General features: G+C 54.3%; 21 protein-coding genes. 1 reads left to right on the forward strand and 20 read right to left on the reverse strand.

The genetic code is table 11. The features are described from left to right. Positions 1-167: 167 nt before the first annotated feature. The 20 genes from lpxC to leuO all read right to left on the reverse strand — a co-directional run bounded on the left by lpxC (position 168) and on the right by leuO (position 23348). Positions 168-1085: a UDP-3-O-acyl-N-acetylglucosamine deacetylase gene (gene lpxC / locus L466_RS02595; RefSeq protein WP_014168633.1), complete on the reverse strand. Its 918-nt coding sequence runs from the start codon at positions 1083-1085 to the stop codon at positions 168-170. 101 nt (positions 1086-1186) lie between these two features. Continuing rightward, positions 1187-2338: a cell division protein FtsZ gene (gene ftsZ / locus L466_RS02590; RefSeq protein ID WP_008501978.1), complete on the reverse strand. Its 1152-nt coding sequence runs from the start codon at positions 2336-2338 to the stop codon at positions 1187-1189. Between the two features lie 62 nt (positions 2339-2400). After that, positions 2401-3657 carry a cell division protein FtsA gene (gene ftsA, locus L466_RS02585; RefSeq protein WP_006173845.1) on the reverse strand — a complete coding sequence of 419 codons (1257 nt, stop codon included), beginning with the start codon at positions 3655-3657 and terminating at the stop codon, positions 2401-2403. Beyond that, positions 3654-4496, reverse strand: a complete 843-nt coding sequence (ftsQ, locus tag L466_RS02580) for a cell division protein FtsQ (protein ID WP_014168632.1) — start codon at positions 4494-4496, stop codon at positions 3654-3656. The genes ftsA and ftsQ overlap by 4 nt, the downstream gene beginning before the upstream one ends. 1 nt (position 4497) lies before the next feature. Continuing rightward, positions 4498-5418, reverse strand: coding sequence for a D-alanine--D-alanine ligase (locus L466_RS02575; protein WP_020882578.1), 921 nt, complete (start codon positions 5416-5418; stop codon positions 4498-4500). Further along, positions 5411-6886 (reverse strand): UDP-N-acetylmuramate--L-alanine ligase, encoded by a 1476-nt coding sequence (gene murC / locus L466_RS02570; protein ID WP_014168630.1) that lies wholly within the window; start codon positions 6884-6886, stop codon positions 5411-5413. Before murC ends, L466_RS02575 begins: the two co-directional genes overlap by 8 nt. Before the next feature lie 58 nt (positions 6887-6944). Further along, positions 6945-8009 carry an undecaprenyldiphospho-muramoylpentapeptide beta-N-acetylglucosaminyltransferase gene (gene murG, locus L466_RS02565; protein WP_032681667.1) on the reverse strand — a complete coding sequence of 355 codons (1065 nt, stop codon included), beginning with the start codon at positions 8007-8009 and terminating at the stop codon, positions 6945-6947. Next, positions 8006-9250: a cell division protein FtsW gene (gene ftsW / locus L466_RS02560; protein ID WP_014168628.1), complete on the reverse strand. Its 1245-nt coding sequence runs from the start codon at positions 9248-9250 to the stop codon at positions 8006-8008. Before ftsW ends, murG begins: the two co-directional genes overlap by 4 nt. Beyond that, positions 9250-10566 carry a UDP-N-acetylmuramoyl-L-alanine--D-glutamate ligase gene (gene murD / locus L466_RS02555; protein WP_032681668.1) on the reverse strand — a complete coding sequence of 439 codons (1317 nt, stop codon included), beginning with the start codon at positions 10564-10566 and terminating at the stop codon, positions 9250-9252. The genes ftsW and murD overlap by 1 nt, the downstream gene beginning before the upstream one ends. A gap of 2 nt (positions 10567-10568) precedes the next feature. Further along, on the reverse strand, positions 10569-11651 hold the full coding sequence (gene mraY / locus L466_RS02550) for a phospho-N-acetylmuramoyl-pentapeptide-transferase (protein WP_008501985.1): 1083 nt from the start codon (positions 11649-11651) through the stop codon (positions 10569-10571). Continuing rightward, positions 11645-13003, reverse strand: coding sequence for a UDP-N-acetylmuramoyl-tripeptide--D-alanyl-D-alanine ligase (murF, locus tag L466_RS02545; RefSeq protein WP_032681669.1), 1359 nt, complete (start codon positions 13001-13003; stop codon positions 11645-11647). Before murF ends, mraY begins: the two co-directional genes overlap by 7 nt. Further along, positions 13000-14487: a UDP-N-acetylmuramoyl-L-alanyl-D-glutamate--2,6-diaminopimelate ligase gene (murE, locus tag L466_RS02540; RefSeq protein ID WP_014168625.1), complete on the reverse strand. Its 1488-nt coding sequence runs from the start codon at positions 14485-14487 to the stop codon at positions 13000-13002. The genes murF and murE overlap by 4 nt, the downstream gene beginning before the upstream one ends. Continuing rightward, positions 14474-16240 (reverse strand): peptidoglycan glycosyltransferase FtsI, encoded by a 1767-nt coding sequence (locus L466_RS02535; protein WP_014168624.1) that lies wholly within the window; start codon positions 16238-16240, stop codon positions 14474-14476. The genes murE and L466_RS02535 overlap by 14 nt, the downstream gene beginning before the upstream one ends. A 15-nt stretch (positions 16241-16255) precedes the next feature. Further along, the gene (ftsL, locus tag L466_RS02530) at positions 16256-16621 is read right to left on the reverse strand and encodes a cell division protein FtsL (RefSeq protein ID WP_008501989.1); all 366 of its coding nucleotides are present in this window, start codon (positions 16619-16621) and stop codon (positions 16256-16258) included. Continuing rightward, on the reverse strand, positions 16618-17559 hold the full coding sequence (gene rsmH / locus L466_RS02525) for a 16S rRNA (cytosine(1402)-N(4))-methyltransferase RsmH (protein WP_014168623.1): 942 nt from the start codon (positions 17557-17559) through the stop codon (positions 16618-16620). Before rsmH ends, ftsL begins: the two co-directional genes overlap by 4 nt. A gap of 2 nt (positions 17560-17561) precedes the next feature. Beyond that, complete coding sequence (gene mraZ / locus L466_RS02520) at positions 17562-18020, reverse strand: division/cell wall cluster transcriptional repressor MraZ (RefSeq protein WP_025205427.1); 459 nt, start codon at positions 18018-18020, stop codon at positions 17562-17564. 598 nt (positions 18021-18618) lie between these two features. Then, the gene (gene cra, locus L466_RS02515; protein WP_014168621.1) at positions 18619-19626 is read right to left on the reverse strand and encodes a catabolite repressor/activator; all 1008 of its coding nucleotides are present in this window, start codon (positions 19624-19626) and stop codon (positions 18619-18621) included. A 179-nt stretch (positions 19627-19805) separates the two neighbouring features. Continuing rightward, positions 19806-20297 carry an acetolactate synthase small subunit gene (gene ilvN / locus L466_RS02510; RefSeq protein WP_003856371.1) on the reverse strand — a complete coding sequence of 164 codons (492 nt, stop codon included), beginning with the start codon at positions 20295-20297 and terminating at the stop codon, positions 19806-19808. Position 20298: 1 nt separating this feature from the next. Continuing rightward, positions 20299-22023: an acetolactate synthase 3 large subunit gene (gene ilvI / locus L466_RS02505; protein ID WP_014168620.1), complete on the reverse strand. Its 1725-nt coding sequence runs from the start codon at positions 22021-22023 to the stop codon at positions 20299-20301. Positions 22024-22403: 380 nt separating this feature from the next. Next, positions 22404-23348 (reverse strand): transcriptional regulator LeuO, encoded by a 945-nt coding sequence (gene leuO / locus L466_RS02500; RefSeq protein ID WP_032669418.1) that lies wholly within the window; start codon positions 23346-23348, stop codon positions 22404-22406. A 635-nt stretch (positions 23349-23983) separates the two neighbouring features. Between leuO and leuL the strand changes: the two genes are divergently transcribed. After that, positions 23984-24070 (forward strand): leu operon leader peptide, encoded by an 87-nt coding sequence (leuL, locus tag L466_RS24155; RefSeq protein WP_071530973.1) that lies wholly within the window; start codon positions 23984-23986, stop codon positions 24068-24070. The last annotated feature ends 12 nt before the right edge of the window (positions 24071-24082 follow it).

Here is a 24082-nt window from a genome sequence, read left to right on the forward strand (position 1 = left end):
AAAAACGGTCAAGAATGCAGCTAACGCACAGATTTTCTGCACCGGGTAAACGAGAAGTGACGCTGGGGCAAATAAATGAAGAGGGGTAAAAATAAAAACGACTGGTCTCCCTGGTCGGAGAGAGTACCAGGTTAACCAGTCGATTTTTTACGAAACGGCTTTAACCGTTACGCCAGTACCGTGTTTGGTGCTTTGAAGGCCAGCGGCAGCTCAGCTTCGTCTTCAAAGGTCACATATTCCCAGGCTTCCTGTTTTGCCAGGACTGCCTGCAACAGTTTGTTGTTCAGTGCATGACCGGATTTAAACGCAGTAAATGCACCAATGATGTTGTGACCACACATAAACAGGTCGCCGATAGCATCCAGCATTTTGTGACGAACGAATTCATCTTCAAAACGCAGACCGTCTTCGTTCAGTACGCGATAATCGTCAACAACGATGGCACAATCGAAGCTGCCGCCCAGGCACAGGCCGCGGGACTGCAGATATTCGATATCACGCATGAAGCCAAACGTACGGGCACGGCTGATCTGGCGCATAAACGCATCAGCAGAGAAGTTCATCGCATAGCGTTGGGTGCTGGCATCAATCGCCGGATGGTTAAAATCGATGGTAAAGTCCAACGAGAAACCATTGTACGGTTTGAATTCAGCCCATTTGTCGCCATCTTCGACGCGAACGGTCTCTTTGATACGAACAAATTTTTTCGCGCAGTTCAGTTCTTCGATGCCGGCATCCAGCAACAGATAGACGAACGGAGCAGCACTACCATCCATGATCGGGATTTCTGGCGCATCGACTTCAACCATAATGTTGTCGATACCCAGACCCGCCAGGGCGGCGTTCAGGTGCTCTACGGTAGAAATCCGCACGTCATGCTCGTTCACCAGACAAGTACAGAGCATAGTATCACGCACAGATTTGGCATCGGCCGGAAAGTCTACCGGTGGATTCAAGTCGGTGCGACGATAGATGACCCCGGTATTGGCCGGCGCAGGGCGTAACGTCAGTGTGACTTTCTTGCCGGTATGTAAACCGACACCAGTCGCCTGAACGATACGTTTAAGTGTCCTTTGTTTGATCATCGTATAATCTCGCCAAATTAACTATCCAACCGAAAGTGTATATCACTGACGGTGGGCCAGTTTAGCACAAAGAGCGAAAATCCCCAAATTCCAGCCAATTCTTAGTCAGCTTGCTTGCGCAGGAACGCCGGGATATCCAGATAATCTGGCTCTTTCGCCGTTTGCGGAGTGGGGTCGTTAACCACTTTCGCGGCCGGTTTCTGCTCCTGAGTCAGAGGAGACATACCGTGCTGCTGGTAACGATCCATAACCGGCTGCTGAGTCTGTTTGTTGGTCACCAGGGTGATCTCAGGACGCTTGTCCATACCGATACCGGTAGCAACAACAGTAACACGCAGCTCGTCGTTCATTTCCGGGTCAAGGGAAGTACCGATTACCACGGTAGCGTTGTCAGAGGCGAACGCACGGATAGTGTTACCCACGGTTTCAAACTCATCCAGACGCAGGTCGAAGCCAGCGGTAATGTTGACCAGCACGCCGCGCGCACCAGACAGGTCGATATCTTCCAGCAGTGGAGAAGAGATAGCCATTTCAGCCGCTTCTTCTGCACGGTCTTCACCACTTGCCACGCCAGAGCCCATCATCGCGTAGCCCATTTCGGACATCACGGTACGAACGTCTGCAAAGTCAACGTTCATTAGACCAGGACGGGTAATCAGTTCAGCGATACCCTGCACCGCGCCTTTCAGCACGTCGTTGGCTGCGCCAAAAGCGTCCAGCAGAGAGATACCGCGACCCAGAACTTTCAACAGTTTGTCGTTCGGGATGGTAATCAACGAGTCCACGTGCTTGGACAGTTCAGTGATACCCTGCTCCGCGAAAGCCATACGCTTCTTGCCTTCAAAGTTGAAAGGCTTGGTCACGACAGCAACGGTCAGGATACCTAAATCTTTCGCTACTTCAGCCACAACAGGTGCTGCGCCGGTACCCGTACCGCCACCCATACCCGCTGCGATAAAGACCATGTCCGCACCTTCCAGTGCAGCGCGCAGGGCCTCACGATCTTCTTCAGCCGCATTACGACCGACTTCCGGGTTAGCCCCAGCGCCCAGCCCTTTGGTGATGCCACCGCCGATCTGGATAGTCTGGCCTACAGCCGTCTTACGCAGTGCCTGTGCATCGGTGTTAACTGCAAAGAACTCAACACCTTCAATGCGTTCACGCACCATATGCTCTACGGCGTTACCGCCGCCGCCACCGACGCCGATGACTTTAATCACCGCGTCGTTGGTCAGTTCCATAGGTTCAAACATAATTTCTCTCTCCGTTGTGCCTGTCGCCCGAGACCGCTAATTCTCTCCGGTCTCTTAAAAAATTAAAACTCTTTTCGCAACCAGTTGTTCAGTCGTTTGACCCACGACCCAACTGAGACGCGTTTTTCCACTTCTGCTTCACCACTGAGATGAGATTCTTTCCCGTAGTGGAGCAGGCCCACGGCCGTTGAATAGTACGGCTCCTGAGCATAATCCGTTAAACCGGTGATATTCAGCGGAGCACCGATACGCACTTGCGTATGGAACACGCGCTGAGCGCAGGCCGCAAGACCTTCAATTTGCGCTGCCCCGCCGGTTAATACAATCCCCGCTGCAAGATGATGTTTCACGCCCTGCTGGCGAAGCTGTTCCTGTAGCTGCAAAATCTCTTCGTTGACCAGGTTAAGCAGCTCGGTATAACGCGGCTCAATGACCTCTGCCAACGTCTGGCGCTGCAGGCTGCGCGGTGGACGTCCGCCCACGCTCGGCACTTCAACGCTCTCATCTTTGCCAACGATAGACCCCAGCGCACAGCCGTGGCGTACTTTAATCGCTTCTGCATCACTCGGTGGCGTACCAAAAGCGTAAGCAATATCGCTGGTCACAACGTTCCCGGCATACGGGATCACTTTGGTGTGGCGCAGCGCACCGCCGGTATACACGGCCATGTCCATTGTACCACCACCAATATCGACCACACAGACACCCAGTTCACGTTCATCTTCGGTCAGCACGGAATAGCTCGCTGCAAGACCGGCGAAAATGAGTTGGTCAACTTTCAGGCCACAACGTTCAACGGCTTTTACAATGTTCTTCGCCATATCGTTGTGACATGTGATCAAGTGCACTTTTGCCTGCATACGTACGCCGGAAAGACCGACCGGGTTTTTGATCCCTTCCTGGTAGTCAATCGCATACTCCTGCGGGATCACGTGCAGCACGCGATGCTCATCGCGAACGCGCACGGATTTCGCCGTATGCACAACGTTTTCAACGTCTTCCTGCGTCACTTCTTCTTCGGAAATCGGCACCATGCCGATTTCGTTCTGGCAGCTAATGTGCTTACCCGAAAGCGCCAGATAAACAGAGGAAATCTGGCAATCTGCCATCAATTCAGCCTGATCGATGGCGCGCTGTACGCACTTCACCACCGACTCAAGATCGTTAACCCCACCTTTATCCATACCACGGGACGGGCAACTGCCCACGCCAATGATATTGACCATACCGTCGGGCAGAACTTCCCCTACTAAAGCGGCAACCTTCGCGGTGCCAATCTCCAGTCCAACTACCAGTTTTCTGTCCGTCGCCTTGATCATTGTTGTTCTGCCTGTACCTGTGCCTGATTCTGTTGCTGATTAGGTTCCTCGACCGGAGCCGGTTCCCAACCGACTGCTGCGCCTGAGTCATAGCGCAAATCAACGTAGCTTATCCGTTTGCCGTCAGTCTGTGCCTGCTGCTGTAAAACCGGGTAAAGTTCTACAAATCGCGCCAGACGTTTCATTGTGTCCCCGCGACCCAGGTTGAGCTTAATGCCGTTCGTTAACGTCAGTTGCCAGGAGCGGCGCGCCGTCATTGCAGCATCTTTTAGCGTAAACCTGTCCTTCGCCAGAACCTGCCCCATTTCACGAAAACCTTGTAACACTTCGTTTTCGCTACCTTCCGGGCCATACAACATCGGTAAATTTTGCTTGTTGACACGATCGGCCGGGACGCTGAAGGAATTTCCGTCTACGTCAACCATGTGCTGATCATTCCAACGCGCAATGGGCACATATTCAACCAGATGAATCTTCAATTCATCTGGCCATTGCTTTCTGACACTCGCCTGTTTTATCCATGGCAGACGTTCAATCTGACTCTGGATAATATTGACGTCCTGCGTCATAAAGGTGCCAGGCGATCCCAGCGCCAGAATTGTCTGGCGAATGTCATCGTTACGGGTGTAATGACGCTCACCGGTGACCACCAGCTTCGAAAGCGGCAACCGTTGCGCATCTTCCATCCAGCCCAGAACCATCCAGCCGCTGATAAACACGGTGCACAGCACCCCGAGCAGGAAAATAATACCTGCAAGACGCGTTCCATTACTCCGGCGTGAAGAAGAGTATTCTTCTTCGTCATCGCGGTTGCGCGTGTTCAATGCAGCCTGAGACATATCAGCCCGCCTGGTCCAGAATACGTACGACTAATTGCGAGAAGCTCATCCCCGCCTGACGCGCTGCCATCGGCACAAGGCTGTGGCTGGTCATTCCCGGAGAAGTATTTGCTTCCAGCAGATAAAATTGTCCATCACTGTCGAGCATCACGTCGATGCGGCCCCATCCACGGCAACCCAGAACATGCCAGGCTTTAACCACCAGGGACTGTAAATCGGTTTCACGCTCAGCTTCAAGACCACTTGGGCAGAAATATTGCGTCTCATCAGAGAGATACTTCGCCTCATAATCATAGAAGGTTCCGGCCGGTTGGATACGAATTGACGGTAAAATTTCTTCGCCAAGCATCGCGACGGTAAATTCCGGCCCGCTGAGCCATTTTTCAATCAGAACTTCTTCATCATGTTGAAATGCCAGGGCTAAAGCGGAAGATAAATCCTCAGCTTTCTCAACTTTGGACATGCCAACGCTCGACCCTTCGCGGCTGGGCTTTACAATAACCGGTAAGCCCAGCTCAGCAATGCGTGCATTAACGCTATCGGAGAGGCCCATTTCAAATTCGCGACGCGTCAGGGCAACCCAGGGGGCAACGGGTAAACCCGCGCCCTGCCACAGCAGTTTGCTGCGCAGTTTATCCATAGAAATGGCGGAGGCCATCACACCGCTGCCGGTGTACGGCATGCCGGTGAGTTCCAGCAGCCCCTGAAGGGTGCCGTCTTCGCCACCACGGCCATGTAACGCGATAAAGACTTTATCGAAGCCCATCGCCTTTAACTGGGTTACGTCAGTCTCTTTCGGATCGACCAGGTGCGCATCCACACCACCTTCACGCAGGCCCGCCAGTACCGCGGCACCTGAATTCAGGGAAACCTCGCGCTCGGCGGATGTGCCGCCAGACAGGACAGCAATCTTATCAGCCATGATGCTCATCCTCCTGAGTTTGCGGCTTCAGTTTGATTTCAGCTAAGGTACGGGCGATTTTGCCGATATTTCCCGCGCCCTGAATCAGAATTAAATCGTTGCCGGTCAGTACCGGGGCCAGAATTTCAGCCACCTGAGCAGGATCGGAAACCAAAATAGGGTCTACTTTACCGCGTCCGCGGATGGTACGACATAAAGAACGGCTGTCTGCACCAGGAATAGGAGTTTCGCCCGCTGCATAAACATCCAGCATCAGGAGCGTATCCACCTGTGACAGGACGCTGGCGAAATCGTCATACAGGTCACGGGTACGCGTGAAACGGTGCGGCTGGAAGATCATGACCAGATTTTTTTCTGGCCAGCCTGCACGCGCGGCTTTGATCGTCGCGTCCACTTCCGTCGGGTGGTGACCGTAGTCATCAACCAGCATGGCAGTACCGGGTTTACCGTTCACCGCCTCCAGCGGGTATTCACCGAGGAAGTCGAAGCGACGCCCGGTTCCCTGGAAGCTTTCCAGTGCACGAAGAATGGCTTCGTCATCAATGCCTTCTTCTGTCGCCACGGCCACTGCCGCTGCGGCATTCAGGGCGTTGTGACGCCCTGGTGCATTCAGGGTGACATGCAGCAGTTCTTTGTCCTGACGCGCCAGGGTGAAATGCCCCTGCGCACCCAGCTGTTTGTAATCTTCCACGCGGACATCAGCGTCTTCGCTGAAGCCGTAAGTCGTGATTTGACGTCCGACGCGCGGCAACAGCTCGCGAATCACAGGATCGTCTACACACATTACCGCGCGTCCATAGAACGGCAGGTTGTGCAGGAAATTAATAAAGGTCTGCTTTAAGTTCTCGAAGTCACCCTGGTAAGTATCCATATGGTCGGCTTCGATATTGGTGACGATGGCGACCATCGGCTGCAGATGCAGGAACGACGCATCGCTCTCATCCGCTTCGGCAATTAAATAACGGCTGTGTCCGAGACGCGCATGCACGCCTGCCGCTTTTACCAGACCACCATTGACGAACGTCGGATCGAGGCCCGCTTCTGCATAAATGCTGGAGACCATCGCCGTGGTGGTGGTTTTGCCGTGGGTTCCGGCAATCGCAATGCCATGACGAAAACGCATCAACTCCGCCAGCATTTCCGCACGGCGGATCACCGGAATACGCGCTTCGTGCGCGGCCACGATTTCCGGGTTATCAGAGGAGATGGCGCTCGACACGACCACCACACTCGCATCGCGCACGTTTTCCGGGCGATGATTGAAATAGATAGTCGCCCCAAGCGACGCCAGCTGCTGCGTAACAGGGTTTGGCGCCAGGTCAGACCCGCTGATCTGATAGCCTTCGTTAGCTAACACTTCGGCAATACCGCCCATGCCAGCACCACCGATGCCAACAAAGTGAATGTGCCGGACGCGACGCATCTCGGGCACGATAGAACGCAGTTTTGCCAGTTGTTGTGTATTCATTCTCTAAACGCCATCGACTACTTAAAAAATTCGTGCAGCGCAACACGCGCTGCGAGGGTTAAGCCTGGGCTGCCAGGCTCACTTCTTTTGCCACCCGTTCCGTTGCATCAGGAATAGCGGTCGCGCGTGCGCGTTGCGCCATCTCCAGTAATGCCTCTCTGTTCCAGCCCGCCAGGGTGGTGGCGACCGCATCGGCGGTAAATTGTGGCTGTTCAAATATTTTCGCGGCGCCGGCTTTCTCAAGCGGCAGCGCATTCCAGTACTGCTGTCTGTCTTTGTGCTGGAACGGCACAAACAGAGCCGGCAACCCGGCGGCGGCAATTTCGCTCACCGTCAATGCGCCAGAGCGGCAGACCACGACATCGGCCCAGGCATACGCTGCGGCCATGTCGTCGATAAATTCCGTCACTTTATGCTGCGGCTGGCCTTCATCGGCGTAAGCCTGCTCAACCATCTGTTGAGCACCTTTTCCGCTTTGGTGCCAGATTGTCACCGCATCACCCAGCTTTGCTGCAACCTGCGGCATCGTCTGGTTTAAAATGCGTGCGCCCTGAGAACCGCCAACGACCAGCACACGGACCGGCCCTTCACGACCAGGCAGGCGCGCATCCGGTAATGGCAGCGCCAGCACGTCTACGCGCACCGGGTTACCCACCACGTCCGCCTTCGGGAAGGCTCCCGGGAAAGCCTGCATCACTTTGGTGGCAATTTTCGCCAGCCATTTATTGGTCAGACCGGCAATGCCGTTCTGCTCATGCAGCACCACGGGGATGCCCAACGACCAGGCCGCCAGCCCACCCGGGCCAGAAACATAGCCACCCATCCCCAGCACCACATCAGGCTTAAAACGCTTCATGATGGCGCGCGCCTGACGCCAGGCGTTGAAAATACGCACCGGTGCCAGAAGCTGGGCCGTAAGGCCTTTTCCGCGTAAGCCGGAAATGCGAATAAAGTCGATCTCGATACCGTGCTTCGGTACCAGGTCGGCTTCCATGCGGTCCGCGGTTCCCAGCCAGCGTACCTGCCAGCCCTGTTCCATTAAATGGTGCGCAACTGCGAGCCCCGGGAACACATGTCCACCGGTACCGCCTGCCATCACCATTAACCGCTTCGGTTGATTCATCGTGAACCTCGTGTAAACGCCTGGGCTTTTTCCAGACGCGTTTCATAATCTATGCGTAACAACATCATGATGGCCGTCGACATAATCAGCAGACTGGAACCACCATAACTGATCAACGGCAACGTCAGGCCTTTGGTCGGCAGCATACCCGCTGCGGCCCCGACGTTAACCAATGCCTGGAAACTAAACCAGATACCTATTGAGCAGGCTAAGAAACCTGAAAAGCGGTGATCGATCTCCAGCGCTTTCCGCCCAATCGACATGGCGCGGAAAGCGACGAAGAATACCATTAATAGCGCTAATACCACACCGATATAACCCAGTTCTTCCCCAATAATGGAGAAGATGAAGTCAGTGTGCGCTTCGGGTAAATACTCCAGTTTCTGTACCGAGTTGCCCAGGCCCTGACCCCAGACTTCACCGCGACCAAAAGCCATCAGCGACTGCGTCAGCTGATAACCGCTGCCAAACGGGTCTTCCCACGGGTTCCAGAATGAGGTCACACGGCGGATACGGTAAGGCTCGGCGAGGATCAGCAGCACAACCGCTGAGATACCCATTCCGATGATGGCGATGAACTGCCACAGCTTCGCCCCGGCCAGGAACAGCATTGCCAGCGTGGTGACAAACAGCACGACCACGGTACCAAGGTCAGGCTGCGCCAGCAGTAAGACCGCCAGCACCAGAATAACGCCCATGGGTTTTAAGAAGCCGCGCAGGTTATTACGCACTTCATCCACTTTACGTACCAGGTAGTTAGCCAGGTAGCAGAACAGGGAGAGCTTGGTAAATTCCGCGGGCTGAATACGCAGTGGGCCAAAGGCAATCCAGCGCGATGCCCCGTTTACGGAGCTCCCCACCACCAGTACGATCAGCAGCATAATGATGGAGGCGATCAGCATCGCGGTACTGTGCCGCTGCCAGAACTCCATCGGCAGACGTAATGTCACCAGCGCCAGACAGAACGCCAGGATGATGTACAGGCCATCACGTTTCGCAAACAGGAACGGATCGTTCGCCAGTCGCTGCCCGACAGGCATGGACGCCGAGGTCACCATGATAAAACCAACCGCCGCCAGCCCCAGCGTGAGCCAGAAGAGCGTACGGTCGTACATGACCAGGCTGTCGTTATCTTTTTGACGAGAGCCCATCACCCAGCCTTTGAGTGCCGCAAACACCCACGCCAGAACGCCAAATCCTGGCAGGCGCGGCATTTTCAGGCGAGGGAGAGATAAACGCATCAGCCTAACTCCTTCGCCAGACGGGTAAAGAGATCGCCACGCTGTTCGAAATTCTTGAATTGATCGAGGCTGGCGCAGGCCGGAGAGAGCAGCACCATATCACCCGGCTTCACGCGAGGGGCAATCAGCCGCATCGCCTGCTCCATGGTCTCGGTTTGCTCGGCAATGTCAGGACGCAGCTCAGCCAGCTCACTGCCGTCGCGACCAAAGCAGTACAAGCGGATATTATTCCCGGCGAGATACGGTTTCAGCGTGGAGAAATCCGCCGATTTACCGTCGCCGCCCAGCAGTAAATGCAGGGTCCCTTCAACGTGCAGGCCGTTCAGGGCGGCCTCGGTACTGCCGACGTTGGTGGCTTTTGAGTCGTTAATCCAGCGCACACCGTTGTGCTCCAGCGCCAGCTGGAAACGGTGCGCCAGGCCGGTAAAGGTGGTCAATGCTTGCAGGCTGGACGAACGCGGCAGCCCTACGGCATCCGCCAGCGCCAGCGCCGCCAGAGCATTGGTGTAGTTATGCAGGCCGGTAAGCTTCATCTCTTTCACGTTCAGCACTTTCTCACCCTTCACGCGCAGCCAGGTTTCGCCCAACTGACGGTTAAGATGATAGTCACCCATGGTGATGCCAAAGCTAATGCAGCGATCGTCCGCCCCGCGCACCGGCATGGTCAGGGCGTCATCCGCGTTGACGACGCAGACCTTCGCATTTTCATAAATGCGCAGTTTGGCGGCGCGGTACTGCTGCAGACCAAACGGATAGCGATCCATATGATCTTCAGTAACGTTAAGGATCGTCGCCGCGGCCGCACGAAGGCTGGAGGTCGTTTCCAGCTGGAAGCTGGAAAGCTCGAGGACGTACAATTCACAGCCCTTATCCAGCAACATCAGCGCTGGCAGGCCAATATTGCCTCCCACGCCCACGTTCATGCCCGCCGCTTTCGCCATCTCACCCACAAGGGTGGTGACGGTGCTTTTACCGTTAGAGCCGGTAATCGCGATAACGGGTGCCTGCGCTTCACGGCAGAACAACTCAATATCACCGACAATCTCAACGCCCGCATCGGCCGCGGCGCTGAGTGAAGGATGCGCCAGCGCCATACCGGGGCTGGCGACAATCAGATCGGCTGCCAGCAGCCAGTCATCATTCAGACCACCAAGGTGGCGTTCAACCTGTTCCGGCAGTTTATCCAGACCCGGCGGAGAAACACGCGTATCCATTACGCGAGGCGTCACGCCGCGCGCGAGGAAAAAGTCCACGCAGGAGAGGCCTGTCAGCCCCAACCCGATGATAACGACTTTTTTGCCCTGGTAATCTGCCATGATTAACGTACCTTCAGCGTTGCCAGGCCAATCAGCACCAGCATCAGCGAAATAATCCAGAAGCGCACAATCACGCGCGGTTCCGGCCAGCCTTTCAGTTCATAGTGATGGTGAATCGGTGCCATACGGAAGATGCGCTGACCGCGCAGCTTGAAGGACCCGACCTGCAAAATCACTGAAAGGGTTTCAACCACAAATACCCCACCCATAATCACCAGCAGGAACTCCTGGCGCAGCAGTACGGCAATAATGCCCAGCGCGCCGCCCAGAGCCAGTGAACCGACGTCACCCATAAAGACCTGCGCCGGGTAGGTGTTGAACCACAGGAAGCCCAGTCCCGCCCCGACAATCGCCGTACAGACGATAACCAGTTCGCCTGCGTGTCGCAGGTATGGAATGTGCAGATAGTTAGCAAAGTTCATATTACCGGTGGCCCACGCCACCAGCGCAAAACCGGCGGCGACGAAGACGGTTGGCATAATCGCCAGGCCATCCAGACCGTCGGTCAGGTTTACGGCGTTACCGGTGCCCACGATGACGAAGTAGGCCAGCAGAATGTAGAACAGCCCCAGCTGCGGCATCACATCTTTAAAGAACGGCACCACCAACTCGGTGGCGGGGGTGTCTTTTCCTGCCAGATACAGCGCGAAGGCCACGCCCAGCGCAATCACCGACATCCAGAAGTATTTCCAGCGGGCGATCAGACCTTTGGTGTCTTTACGCACGACCTTGCGGTAATCATCAACAAACCCAATGATGCCGTAGCCCACCAGCACGGTAAGTACGCACCAGACGTACGGGTTAGAGGGATAAGCCCACAGCAGTACGGAAACAACGATCGCGGTCAGGATCATGATCCCGCCCATGGTCGGCGTACCCCGCTTGCTGAAGTGCGACTCCGGACCGTCGTTACGCACAACCTGACCGAAGGAGAGTTTTTGCAGACGGGCAATCATGCGCGGGCCCATCCACAAAGAGATGAACAGCGCAGTCAGCAGGCTGACAATGGCGCGAAACGTCAGATAGGAAAAGACGTTAAAGCCTGAATAATATTTGACCAAATGTTCGGCCAGCCAAACTAACATGTCCCGTTCTCCTGTAATGCGTGCACAACCTCTTCCATGGCGGCACTACGTGAACCTTTCACTAACACAGTCACAATTTGTTTTTCTGTCATCAATGCCGTAAGGCGTTCAATCAGCGCGGCTTTATCGGCAAAGTGCTCGCCAACACCGCTGGCATGGCTAATCGCCTGGCTCAGTTTTCCAGCGCTCAGCACGCAATCAATACCTGCCGCTTTCGCCGCGTCCCCCACCTGGACATGGCAGGCTTCGCTTTCATCACCCAGCTCAGCCATATCGCCCACTACCAGCACGCGATAACCTGGCATCTCAGACAACACCTGCACCGCCGCGGTCATTGAGCCGACGTTCGCGTTATAGGAGTCATCCAGAAGCAGTTTGTTTTCCGCAAGCTGGATCGGGAACAGACGCCCCGGCACGGCTTTTAAATTTGCCAGACCGGTTTTAATCGCCTGATGCGACGCACCAACCGCCATCGACAGCGCCGCTGCCGCGAGCGCATTGGCGATATTATGACGACCCGGCAATGGCAGAAGCACCTCAATGCCACCGGTTGGGGTATTAAGGGTGAATTCCGTGCCATGCGAAGTCACATGAATATTGGTCGCGGTAAAATCACTGTTGGCCGCATTCGGCGAGAAGCGCCAGGTCTTGCGGGAACCAATGATCTGTTGCCAGTTCAGCCAGTCATTGTTGTCGGCATTCATAATGGCGATACCGTCTTCCGGCAGGCCGGTATAGATCTCGCCTTTAGCTTTCGCCACGCCTTCCAGCGAACCAAAACCTTCCAGATGTGCAGCGGCCAGGTTATTCACCAGCGCTGCTTCCGGGCGCGTCAGGCTCACGGTCCAGGCGATTTCACCCTGGTGGTTTGCCCCTAACTCGATCACGGCAAATTCATGCTCTTTGGTCAGGCGAAGTAATGTCATCGGCACGCCGATATCATTGTTAAGGTTGCCTGCCGTATAGAGCGTATTTCCGCACTGGCTCAGGATGGCCGCAGTCATCTCTTTCACAGAGGTTTTGCCTGATGAACCGGTCAGCGCGACGACGCGCGTCGGTATCTGCTGACGAACCCAAGCCGCCAGCTCGCCGAATGCCAGACGGGTATCTTTCACCACGATCTGCGGCAGATCGACCGCGAGTTTACGGCTGACCAGCAGCGCCCCTGCACCATTCTCCCTGGCCTGTTGTGCAAAATCATGCGCGTCAAAACGTTCGCCCTTCAGCGCCACAAACAGACAACCCGGGGTCACTTTGCGGGTATCGGTCGTCACGGCCTCGATGGTCAGATCGTGACCCAGCAGCTCGCCCTGCAGTACCGCAGCGGCCTGACTTAAGGTGATGCTAATCATGCCACGACTCCCAGCAGACGCGCGGCCGTGACGCGGTCCGAATAATCAAGACGACGGTTGCCAACAATCTGATAATCCTCATGGCCTTTCCCGGCCAGCAGCACAACGTCGTTTTCCTGAGCTTGCATGATGGCGTTGGTCACGGCTTCCGCACGGCCTTCCACCACGCGGGCGCGGCCTGCATCCAGCATGCCCGACAGAATGTCGTTAATAATGGCGCGCGGCTCTTCAGTACGCGGGTTGTCATCGGTCACAACCGGAATATCCGCGAACTGTTCAGCAATGGCACCCATCAGTGGACGTTTGCCCTTATCACGGTCGCCACCGCAGCCAAACACACACCAGAGCTTACCGGTGCAGTGCAGACGCGCCGCTTCCAGTGCTTTTTCCAGTGCGTCCGGCGTGTGGGCATAATCGACCACCACGGTCGGTTTGCCCGGCGCGCTGAACACTTCCATACGGCCGCATACCGGCTGCAGACGCTCAGCCGTTTCCAGCAGCGCGTTCATCGGATAACCCAGCGCCAGCAGCGTCGCCAGCGCCAGCAGCAGGTTGCTGACGTTAAACGCGCCCATCAGACGGCTTTCAATTTCACCGTCACCCCATGAGGAGCTAAAACGAATGGTGGCGCCACTGTCGTGATAATCCACCGCAACCGCCTTCAGCCAGCGGCCGTGGCAGTTCGGGTTGATATGGTCTTCCATCGACACCGCAACCGCATCCGGCAGCTTCGCCAGCCAGCGGCGACCGACTTCGTCGTCAGCGTTGATGATGGCCTGTCCGCTATGGTGGGTGGAGTAGAGCAGCCATTTCGCCGCTTCGTAATGCTCCATATCACCATGATAATCAAGGTGATCGCGGCTCAGGTTAGTGAATACCGAGGCGGCAAACTTCAGCGCCGCCACGCGGTGCTGCACCAGACCGTGGGAAGAGACTTCCATCGCGGCAAAGGTTGCCCCCTGCCCTGCCAGGCCGGCCAGCACGTGCTGTACGTCGACTGCGGAGCCGGTGGTGTTTTCGGTCGGGCTCACTTTGCCCAACAGACCGTTACCGACAGTTCCCATGACCGCACCGGTTTCACCCAGCAGCTGCGCCCACTGCGCCATGAGCTGCGTGGTCGTGGTTTTGCCGTTTGTACCTGTCACGCCCACCAGACGCAGCCGATCGGACGGTTCGTGATAGAAACGTCCGGCCAGCGCAGAAAGACGCTCGTTTAACTGGCTGAGATAGATGACCGGCACCCCGTGCATTTCACGGATTTCACCGTCAGTTGCCTCATCTTTGGCCTCAGCAATAATGGCAGCAACACCTTGCGCAATCGCCTGCGGGATATAACGACGCCCGTCCGCCTGATGACCGACCACCGCCACAAAAAGATCGCCAGAAGCAGCCGCACGGCTGTCCAGTACCATCTCTCGCAGTGCTCGCTCCGGTGCATTAGGCACCCACGGAGCGAGAAGGTCGCGCAAATTACGATCTGCCACCTGTACCCTCGCCTTGATTAATTACAAATTCACTTTTCTCGCCCGTTGCCAGCGCATCCGGTTCGATGTTCATGGTGCGCAACACGCCGCCCATGATGGCCCCGAACACAGGCGCGGAAACGGCGCCGCCGTAGTATTTACCCGCCTGTGGATCGTTAATGACGACCACCAGCGCAAAACGCGGATTACTGGCAGGCGCAACGCCTGCGGTATAGGCAATGTATTTGTTGATGTAACGGCCGTCTGGCCCCACTTTTTTCGCGGTACCGGTTTTGATGGCGATGCGATAGCCTTTGATCGCCGCCTTCACGCCGCCGCCGCCAGGCAGCGCCACGCTTTCCATCATATGAACGACGGTACGAACGATGGATTCCGGGAAGATACGCTCACCTGGAACCGGTGGATCAACTTTGGTAATGGACAGCGGACGATAGACGCCATAGCTGCCAATCGTTGCGTAGACTCGCGCTAACTGTAACGGCGTTACCATTAGCCCGTAGCCGAAAGAGAAGGTGGCCCTCTCTATGTCAGACCACCGTTGTTTTTGAGGATATAAGCCACTGCGTTCTCCGACCAACCCCAAATTGGTCGCCTTTCCAAGCCCAAAACGTGAGTAAGTCTCTACTAACGCTGAGGACGGCATCGCTAACGCCAGCTTTGAAACGCCAACGTTACTCGACTTCTGTAAAACCCCGGTCAGGGTCAATTCGCTGTAGCGCGCCACGTCTTTAATCTCGTGGCCGTTAATACGGTAAGGGATCGTGTTCAGAACCGTGTTTTCATTGACGATGCCACGCTGAAGCGCCGTCATGACCACCATCGGTTTCACCGTGGAGCCCGGTTCGAACACGTCGGTAATCGCCCGGTTACGCATCGCATCTTTTGCGGTGCCGGTAAAGTTGTTCGGGTTATAGGACGGGCTGTTGGCCATCGCCAGCACTTCGCCCGTACTGACGTCCACCAGCACAGCGCTGCCGGATTCCGCCTTGTTGAAGGCGACGGCGTTGTTCAGCTCGCGGTAGACCAATGCCTGCAGACGCTCATCAATACTCAGCGCCAGGTTGTGTGCCGCCTGACTGTCAGTGGAAGAGATATCTTCGATAACGCGGCCGTAGCGGTCTTTACGAACAATTCGCTCGCCAGGCTGACCAGTGAGCCATTTATCGAAGCTTTTTTCAACGCCTTCAATCCCCTGGCTATCAACGTTGGTAAAGCCAATGAGGTGAGCGGTTACTTCGCCGGAAGGATAGTAGCGGCGGGATTCTTCACGAAGGTGAATACCCGGCAGCTTCAGCTTACGAATGTAGTCCGCCATGTCAGGGTTGACCTGACGCGCCAGATAGATAAAACGCCCTTTTGGATTGGCGTTGACGCGGGAAGCGAGCTGATCCAGCGGCATTTTCAGGGCATCCGAGAGCGCCTTCCAGCGGTTATCAAGCGTAATGCCACCCGCATCGTGCAGCTCTTTCGGATCGGCCCAGATGGCTTTAACCGGTACGCTCACGGCCAGTGGACGGCCTGATCGGTCGGTGATCATCCCGCGGGACGTCGACACTTCCTGAACGCGAAGGGAACGCATGTCGCCCTGTCGAACCAGCATGTCAGGGGCGATGATTTGCAACCATGCCACGCGTCCCAGCAGGAAACCCAGCGCCAGTAAAATGCAGCCGCAAAGCAACGCAAAACGCCAACTGATAAAGTTGGCCTGTTCTTCCTGACGTTTTGGTTTAAGCGTTTTTGCCGCTGCTCTCATGCGTCGCGTTTTCCCTTATTTTTGTACTACAATATTTTCCTGAGAAGGATCAACATGCTGCAATTGCAGCTTTTCCGTTGCGATCCGTTCAACCCGGCTGTGATCGCCGAGCGCATTTTCTTCAAGGATCAGGTTTCGCCATTCAATATCCAGCGCATCGCGTTCCAGTACCATCTGCTCGCGTTGCGCAGTTAATAAGCGTGTGTGGTGGGCAGTCGTGACCACCGTGACGGCCGTGACAATGATGCAAATGAACAGACAGAGTGGCAGTTTCCCAAACCGCAAAAGATCGTCGCCGATCACGCCAGGCAAGGCATGGCGCTCGTTGCTTCCTAACGAATCCTTAACTTTGCTTAGGGTCTCTGTCACTCTGCCGATCATGCGTTCGTCCTCTCTGCAACACGCAGCACTGAACTACGGGCGCGTGGATTCTGTGCCACTTCTTCTTCGCCCGGCATCAACTTGCCTAATGCTCGCAACTGACGGCCACCCAGCTTCCTGAGTTGTTCTTCCGTCATCGGCAGCCCCGCTGGAACCTGTGGACCGCGGCTTTGTTCACGCATAAAGCGCTTCACAATGCGGTCTTCCAGCGAATGGAAGCTGATGATGGATAACCGCCCACCCGGGGCCAGCACGTCGAGCGAGCTTTTTAGCGCCAGCTCTATTTCCTCCAGTTCACTGTTTACCCAGATGCGAACCGCCTGGAAGGTACGGGTCGCGGGATGTTTGTGCTTATCCTTCACCGGCGTCGCCGCCGCGATCACCTCGGCCAGCTCTTTCGTGCGGGTCATCGGCTCAATGCGATTACGCTCAACGATGGCGCGCGCGATACGCTTGCCAAAACGCTCCTCGCCGAAGGTTTTGATCACCCAGGCAATATCCGCTTCGTCCGCGGTTTGTAACCACTCGGCGGCAGACTGACCGCGAGTCGGATCCATGCGCATGTCCAGTGGACCATCGCGCATAAAAGAGAAGCCGCGTTCAGCATCATCAAGCTGGGGTGAAGAGACGCCAAGATCGAGAAGGATTCCGTCGATCTTGCCCGTCAGGCCGCGCTCGGCAACATAATCAGCAAGCGCAGAGAAAGGTCCATGCACGATGGAAAAGCGTGGGTCATCGATGGTTTGCGCAACGGCAATTGCCTGCGGATCGCGATCGATTGCCAGCAGACGCCCTTCCGCTCCAAGCTGGGAGAGGATTAAACGCGAGTGGCCACCGCGACCAAAAGTGCCATCAATGTAGATGCCGTCCGGACGAATATTCAGGCCGTTAACGGCCTCATCCAGCAGCACCGTTTTATGTTTGTAATTTTCCATCATATTTATAGAGACAAGTCCTGCAGCCGTTCCGATAATGTCGCGGAATCAGACTGCTCAGCGTCGATATCTTCCTTGACCTGTTGATACCAGGTCGTTTCATCCCACAGTTCAAACTTGTTGAACTGCCCGACCAGCATCACTTCTTTGGTCAGACCGGCATGTTGCCGTAACACAGGGGCAATCAGTAACCGGCCTGCGCTATCCATCTGACATTCACTGGCATGTCCCAATAACAACCGCTGCACGCGGCGTTCCTGCGGGTTCATGCTCGACAGTCGCGACAGCTTTTGCTCAATAATTTCCCATTCAGGTAAGGGGTAAAGCAGCAGGCAGGGGGAGTTGATGTCAATGGTGCAAACCATTTGACCCGTAGCGTTCTCAATCAGCTGGTCGCGGTATCGGGTTGGTACCGATAAACGCCCTTTGCTGTCGAGATTGACTAACGTAGCTCCACGGAACATGCCAGTCTCACCCCTCCTCACCACTTTAACCCACAAATTCCCACCTAAAGGAGTTTACGGAGCGAGGGAAAAGCTTGTCAAGCCAGGACTCTCCCTATACAGGCCCGAAAGGCCTCTATTTACAGAGATAAACAGTCCTGGTTAATAACTGCACAACTGGCGAGGCAAAATTAACGTTATGAATATTTGTAAGAAAAAAACCGAATATGCACACTAGCGTTAAGGCTCACTCAATATCATCGCAGATAAATATAAAGTGTCAGTTTGCGACGCGGGCAGCATTTTATGACAGATTCTCAGGGGATAACAGCGCCAGATTCACCCTGTCGCTCGCTAAACGCGGCGGTTGCCGTGCAAGCTGGCACAGGAGAAGGAAAAACGTCTGAATATTCATCGCCGGAAGAGGGTTTGTAACAAAATAATACAAAGACAGGCGTTTAAAATCGTTTAAACGTCCTTTAAAGGAACCATTAAACGCCAAAATGAATTAAGAAAAATAGCAGAAGGTAAATTCGCAAGAATTATCCTAATTTCTCTACGGGAATTATCCCGGCGAATTATTTCGTCAAAAGGGGGCAGATTTCTCCGCCCCGTCATTTCATTTATGGCGGCTCAAAATTCCGCGATGGTAAAGATTACGTTTAATACGCGTCAGACCCGGCTTCGGTTTACGCGGCTCGTCCAGACTTGCCAGCACAATTTCCAGCACGCGTTCAGCCACATCACGATGGCGTTGAGCCACCGCCAGAACCGGGCACTGGAGGAAGTCGAGCAGCTCGTTATCACCGAAGGTCGCGATGGCCAGGTCGGAAGGCAGTTTACCCTCACGGCGTAAGGTCACATCCATCACCCCCTGCAGCAGAGCAAATGAGGTGGTGAATAGCGCCTGCGGCATCGGGTGCGTTTCCAGCCATTTCTCAAAAAGCTGTGCGGCCGCTTCACGTTCATAGCTGTTGGCATAGAGGTAGTGCACCTCACGGGGATCGTCTTTCCAGGCGGTTCTGAACCCCTGTTCACGCAGGAAGCTGACTGACAGTTCAGGCAGCGCCCCCAGATACAGCACCGTTTCAGCCGGGAAGGTTCTCAGCTCTGCCGCCAGCATCTCGGCATCATCCTGATCGGCACCGACGACGCTCGTGAAATGCTCCCTGTCGAGCGCACGATCCAGCGCCACAATCGGGAATGGGTCGTTCGCCCAGCGCTGATAAAACGGGTGTTCAGGCGGTAAAGAGGTGGAGACGATGATGGCATCGACCTGACGCTGGAGCAGATGCTCAATACAGCGCATCTCGTTGTCGGGCTGGTCTTCCGAGCAGGCAATCAGCAACTGATAGCCACGCTGGCGCGCCTGACGTTCAAGATAGTTGGCGATACGGGTATAGCTGGTGTTTTCCAGATCCGGGATCACCAGGCCAATAGAGCGGGTGCGTCCGGCACGCAGGCCAGCTGCGACAGCATTCGGATGGTAGTTATGTTCACGAACCACCGCCATAACTTTTTCAACGGTCTTATCGCTGACACGGTACTGCTTTGCTTTACCGTTAATCACATAGCTGGCCGTTGTTCGTGACACGCCGGCTAGCCGGGCGATTTCATCCAGTTTCACAATTGCCCCTTAAAAAATGAAAAGAGTCCATGGCCTTGGCAAGGTTATGGTTAAATCTTTTAACATCTAAACGCAGAATAGCCTTCGCGGCAACCGCTTTTATCTCTGTTGTCGGCTGATTACACAAAAAAAAGCCCGGCTTTGGTGACCGGGCAGAAAGAGGCGAACCTTTTAGACAACTAACGCATGATCTTATCGCCGCGTGACAGGCCAACAACGCCCGATCTCGCAACCTCAACAATTTTTGCCACATCCCGCACAGATGCCAGGAAGGCATCCAGCTTGTCACTCGTTCCGGCCAGCTGAACCGTATATATAGAAGGCGTGACGTCTATAATCTGCCCACGGAAGATATCCGTATTACGTTTCACTTCCTCGCGCCCGTAACCGCTGGCCTGGATTTTCACCAGCATGACCTCTCGCTCAACGTAGGCACCCTGCCCCAGCTCGCTGACGCGCAGAACATCGACCAGCTTATGCAGCTGTTTCTCGATCTGCTCAAGCACTTTGGCATCGCCGACGGTCTGGATGGTCATGCGCGACAGCGTCGGATCGTCAGTCGGCGCAACGGTCAGGCTTTCAATGTTATAGCCGCGCTGTGCAAAAAGGCCAATGACGCGCGACAGTGCGCCAGACTCGTTTTCCAGTAAAACAGATAATATCCGGCGCATATCAGGTTCTCTCCGTTTTGCTTAACCACATTTCATCCATACCACCACCGCGAATATGCATCGGGTATACGTGCTCGGTGCCATCAACAATGACATCCATAAAAACGAGGCGGTTATTTTTAACGTGCTCAAGCGCTTCACCGAGCTTCGTTTCCAGCTCTGCCGGATCGGTCACTCGCATCCCAATATGGCCGTAGGCTTCAGCCAGACGAACAAAGTCCGGCAGTGACGTCATGTAGGACTGAGAGTGACGACCAGAGTAGATCATGTCCTGCCACTGCTTCACCATCCCGAGATAACCGTTATTCAGGTTCAGCACCAGTACCGGCAGCTCATACTGAAGGGCCGTCGACAGCTCCTGGATGTTCATCTGAATACTGCCGTCTCCCGTCACGCAGACGACGGTTTCGTCAGGCAGAGCCAGCTTGACGCCCAGTGCGGCAGGCAAGCCAAAGCCCATCGTTCCTAACCCTCCGGAGTTAATCCAGTGGCGCGGTTTATCAAACGGATAATAAAGGGCGGCAAACATCTGATGCTGACCCACGTCAGACGTCACGTATGCCTCGCCTTTCGTCAGCCGCCAGATAGTTTCGATCACCGCCTGCGGCTTAATGCTGTCGCTTTGCGTGTCATACTTCAGGCACTGACGCGCACGCCATTGTTCGATCTGCTGCCACCAGTCACGGATCTCATCCAGCGGCTGGGAAGGGGGCTCCTGTGCCAGCAGATCCAGCATTTGCTCCAGCACCTGGCGGGCATCACCGACGATCGGCACATCCGCAGACACCGTTTTCGAAATAGAAGTGGGATCGATATCAATATGAAGCACGGTGGCGTTCGGGCAGTATTTCGCCAGATTGTTGGTGGTGCGATCGTCAAAGCGCACGCCGACGGCAAAGATCACATCGGAATGGTGCATCGTCATGTTGGCTTCATAGGTACCGTGCATACCCAGCATCCCCAGAGCCTGACGGTGAGTTGCCGGGAAAGCGCCCAGCCCCATCAGCGACGACGCAACGGGAAGATTGAGTTTCTCGATAAGCTCCCGAAGCTGCCCTTCACAGGCAGAATTGATTGCCCCACCACCGACATAGACTACCGGTTTTTTGGCGGCCAGCAGCGTTTGCAAGGCACGTTTGATCTGCCCCTTGTGGCCCTGCGTCGTTGGGTTGTATGAGCGCATGCTCACCGACTCCGGCCAGACATAAGGAAGCTTGTTCGCCGGGTTCAAGATATCTTTCGGCAGATCGACCACCACCGGGCCGGGACGCCCGCTTGCTGCCAGCCAGAAGGCTTTTTTCAATATCCCCGGGATGTCTTCAGTTTGCTTAACCAGGAAGCTGTGCTTCACAACGGGACGCGAAATCCCCACCATGTCGCACTCCTGAAATGCGTCGTAGCCGATCAGTGACGTCGCCACTTGGCCGGAAAGAATAACCAGCGGGATAGAGTCCATATACGCCGTGGCAATGCCGGTGATGGCGTTTGTCGCGCCGGGACCTGACGTCACTAATACCACGCCTACTTCACCTGTCGCGCGGGCCAGCCCGTCAGCCATATGTACCGCCGCCTGCTCGTGGCGTACTAAAACATGGTCAATGCCGCCTACCGTATGAAGCGCATCATAAATATCCAGGACTGCGCCGCCGGGATAACCGAACACTTGCTTCACGCCCTGATCGATTAACGATCGGACGACCATTTCCGCGCCAGACAACATCTCCATGCTTTGCCTCCAGGCATTTTGTTATAGACGAGTTGCAGAATTCATTTCCGCACCGTCTTACGACTGGGTTAAACCAATCTTATATTTTGCAGAGTGATCGTTACCTTAACCGCTCGTTATGAGGCAGGCAATTAGCAGACCGGGTGAGCTAAACGGTTCGCAAAGCAGAAAAAACAGGTATTAAGGAAGGATATGGTCAATTCATCTGGTATTAGAGGATGAGATGATTAATCATCGCTGAAAAGCGCGTCGATTCAGGAAATCATCTATTTTTGCGAGCCAGAGAGCAGTAAGAAAAAATTCACAACAGAATAAAATAACAATAACAGAGAAAAAACCAGGATAAATCACACGCGAAAATGCAATTTATCCTGATGCGCTTATCGACGGCAAATACTGATCAGCAACTCTTCCATCCACTGGTGCCCTTTATCCCGACCGGCGGCTTCATGCCAGGAGAGATAGCAGGTACGGCTATTCAGCTTGAGCGGCAACGGCAACATTTGCAGTTGTAGTTGACCGGAAAACTCCTCAGCCAGCCAGCGTGGTGCAATAGCCACCAGATGTGTCTGCGAGACCACGTTCAATACGCTGACCATTGCCATTCCCTGATAAGCAACGCTTGCCTGTTTATCCGCCGTGTCATACCACGGCAGGCTAAAGGAAGCATATCTGTCGAGCGCAACAACAGCATGCTGCTCACTATAAACGTCACTTTCCCGAAGCGGAGAATTGAGTCGGGGGTGTTTTTTACTGGCGACCAACACCATTTCATCTTTAAACAGCGGAACGCAAGAAAATTCGGGACGTCGAAATTCTTCATATCCCAGAACGAACTCGGTCTCCTGGTAGCGTAACTGATGCTCTGTGTTTTGATTTAAGGATGATTTAAAAACCAGATGGATATTGGGAGCGATCTCTTCAACTTTATTATAAATAATCGACGTCAAATAATTATCTAACGGACTGCAAACACAAAGATTGAATACACGCTCACTGCTTAAAGGTTCAAAGCCTGACCCTGGCAGCTCGTTCTGAACCAGCTGCAACGCCTGACGGATAGAGCCGAATAACTGGAATGCCCGTGCGGTAGGCTGTATTCCTCTCCCGTAACGAACGAATAACTCGTCGTTAAACATAACCTTAAGTCTGGCAACAGCATTACTGACCGCGGGCTGAGACATCCCCAACGTATGGGCCGCCCGGGTGATATTCTGCTCCTGCATGACAGCATCAAATACCGTGAGCAGATTAAGGTCCACCGTACGTAACTGCGGTTTAATCCCATCAGTAGTTTGAGGTTGTTTAATATTAATTTCTGGCACTTCTGACTCCACTGTCACGCTACACTCCCTTTGCCAACGTACTGTAATAATTCCGAAGAATATGATTTACCATGCATATACGATCAGCGAAAGAGAATTATTTTAAATTCGGAAAATATAAATAACAGTTTAGCGAAAATGACTTTTCGCCGCTGACAAACGATAAAATAAACACCACTGCAAATGATATGATTCACTTTAGGATTTGAATGAAACCATAAACCAGACCAATATACAATCGTCAGCGGGTTAATGATGTCTTAAGTATTATTAAACTGTTATTGCAACCCCGATTAAATAAGTTAACAATCTGTAATAACCATAAGACATCCGAAGTGATAAAAAACATTCACCGCATTTATAACTTAATGATATCAAACCCATTTGCGCCCCACACAATTGAGTAGCGAACTTTTAAGTTATTCATCACAATTATATTCAATTATTTCTGCAACCTTTTTCTCAGTCCAAAATTAGACAATTTGTAGGGTCGGAAAAGCAAAACCCAGCACAATTAGCTAAAGCACATATCCTGTCAACCTGGCCAGCCGGGTGCGTTTTTGCCTGCAGGGGTTGACATGCACAGTCGTATCCAGTACCACTAAAAGCATATTGAATTTAACGGAGCACGATTCATGATTCGCACCATTCGTTTCACCGGTCTACTACTACTAAACGCATCCACTGTGCGCGGTAGACTGGCGGGCGAAATTCAGCGTTGAATCGTCACCAGT

The organism is Enterobacter sp. BIDMC 30 (assembly GCF_000534355.1).
Classification (GTDB): Bacteria; Pseudomonadota; Gammaproteobacteria; order Enterobacterales; family Enterobacteriaceae; genus Enterobacter; species Enterobacter ludwigii.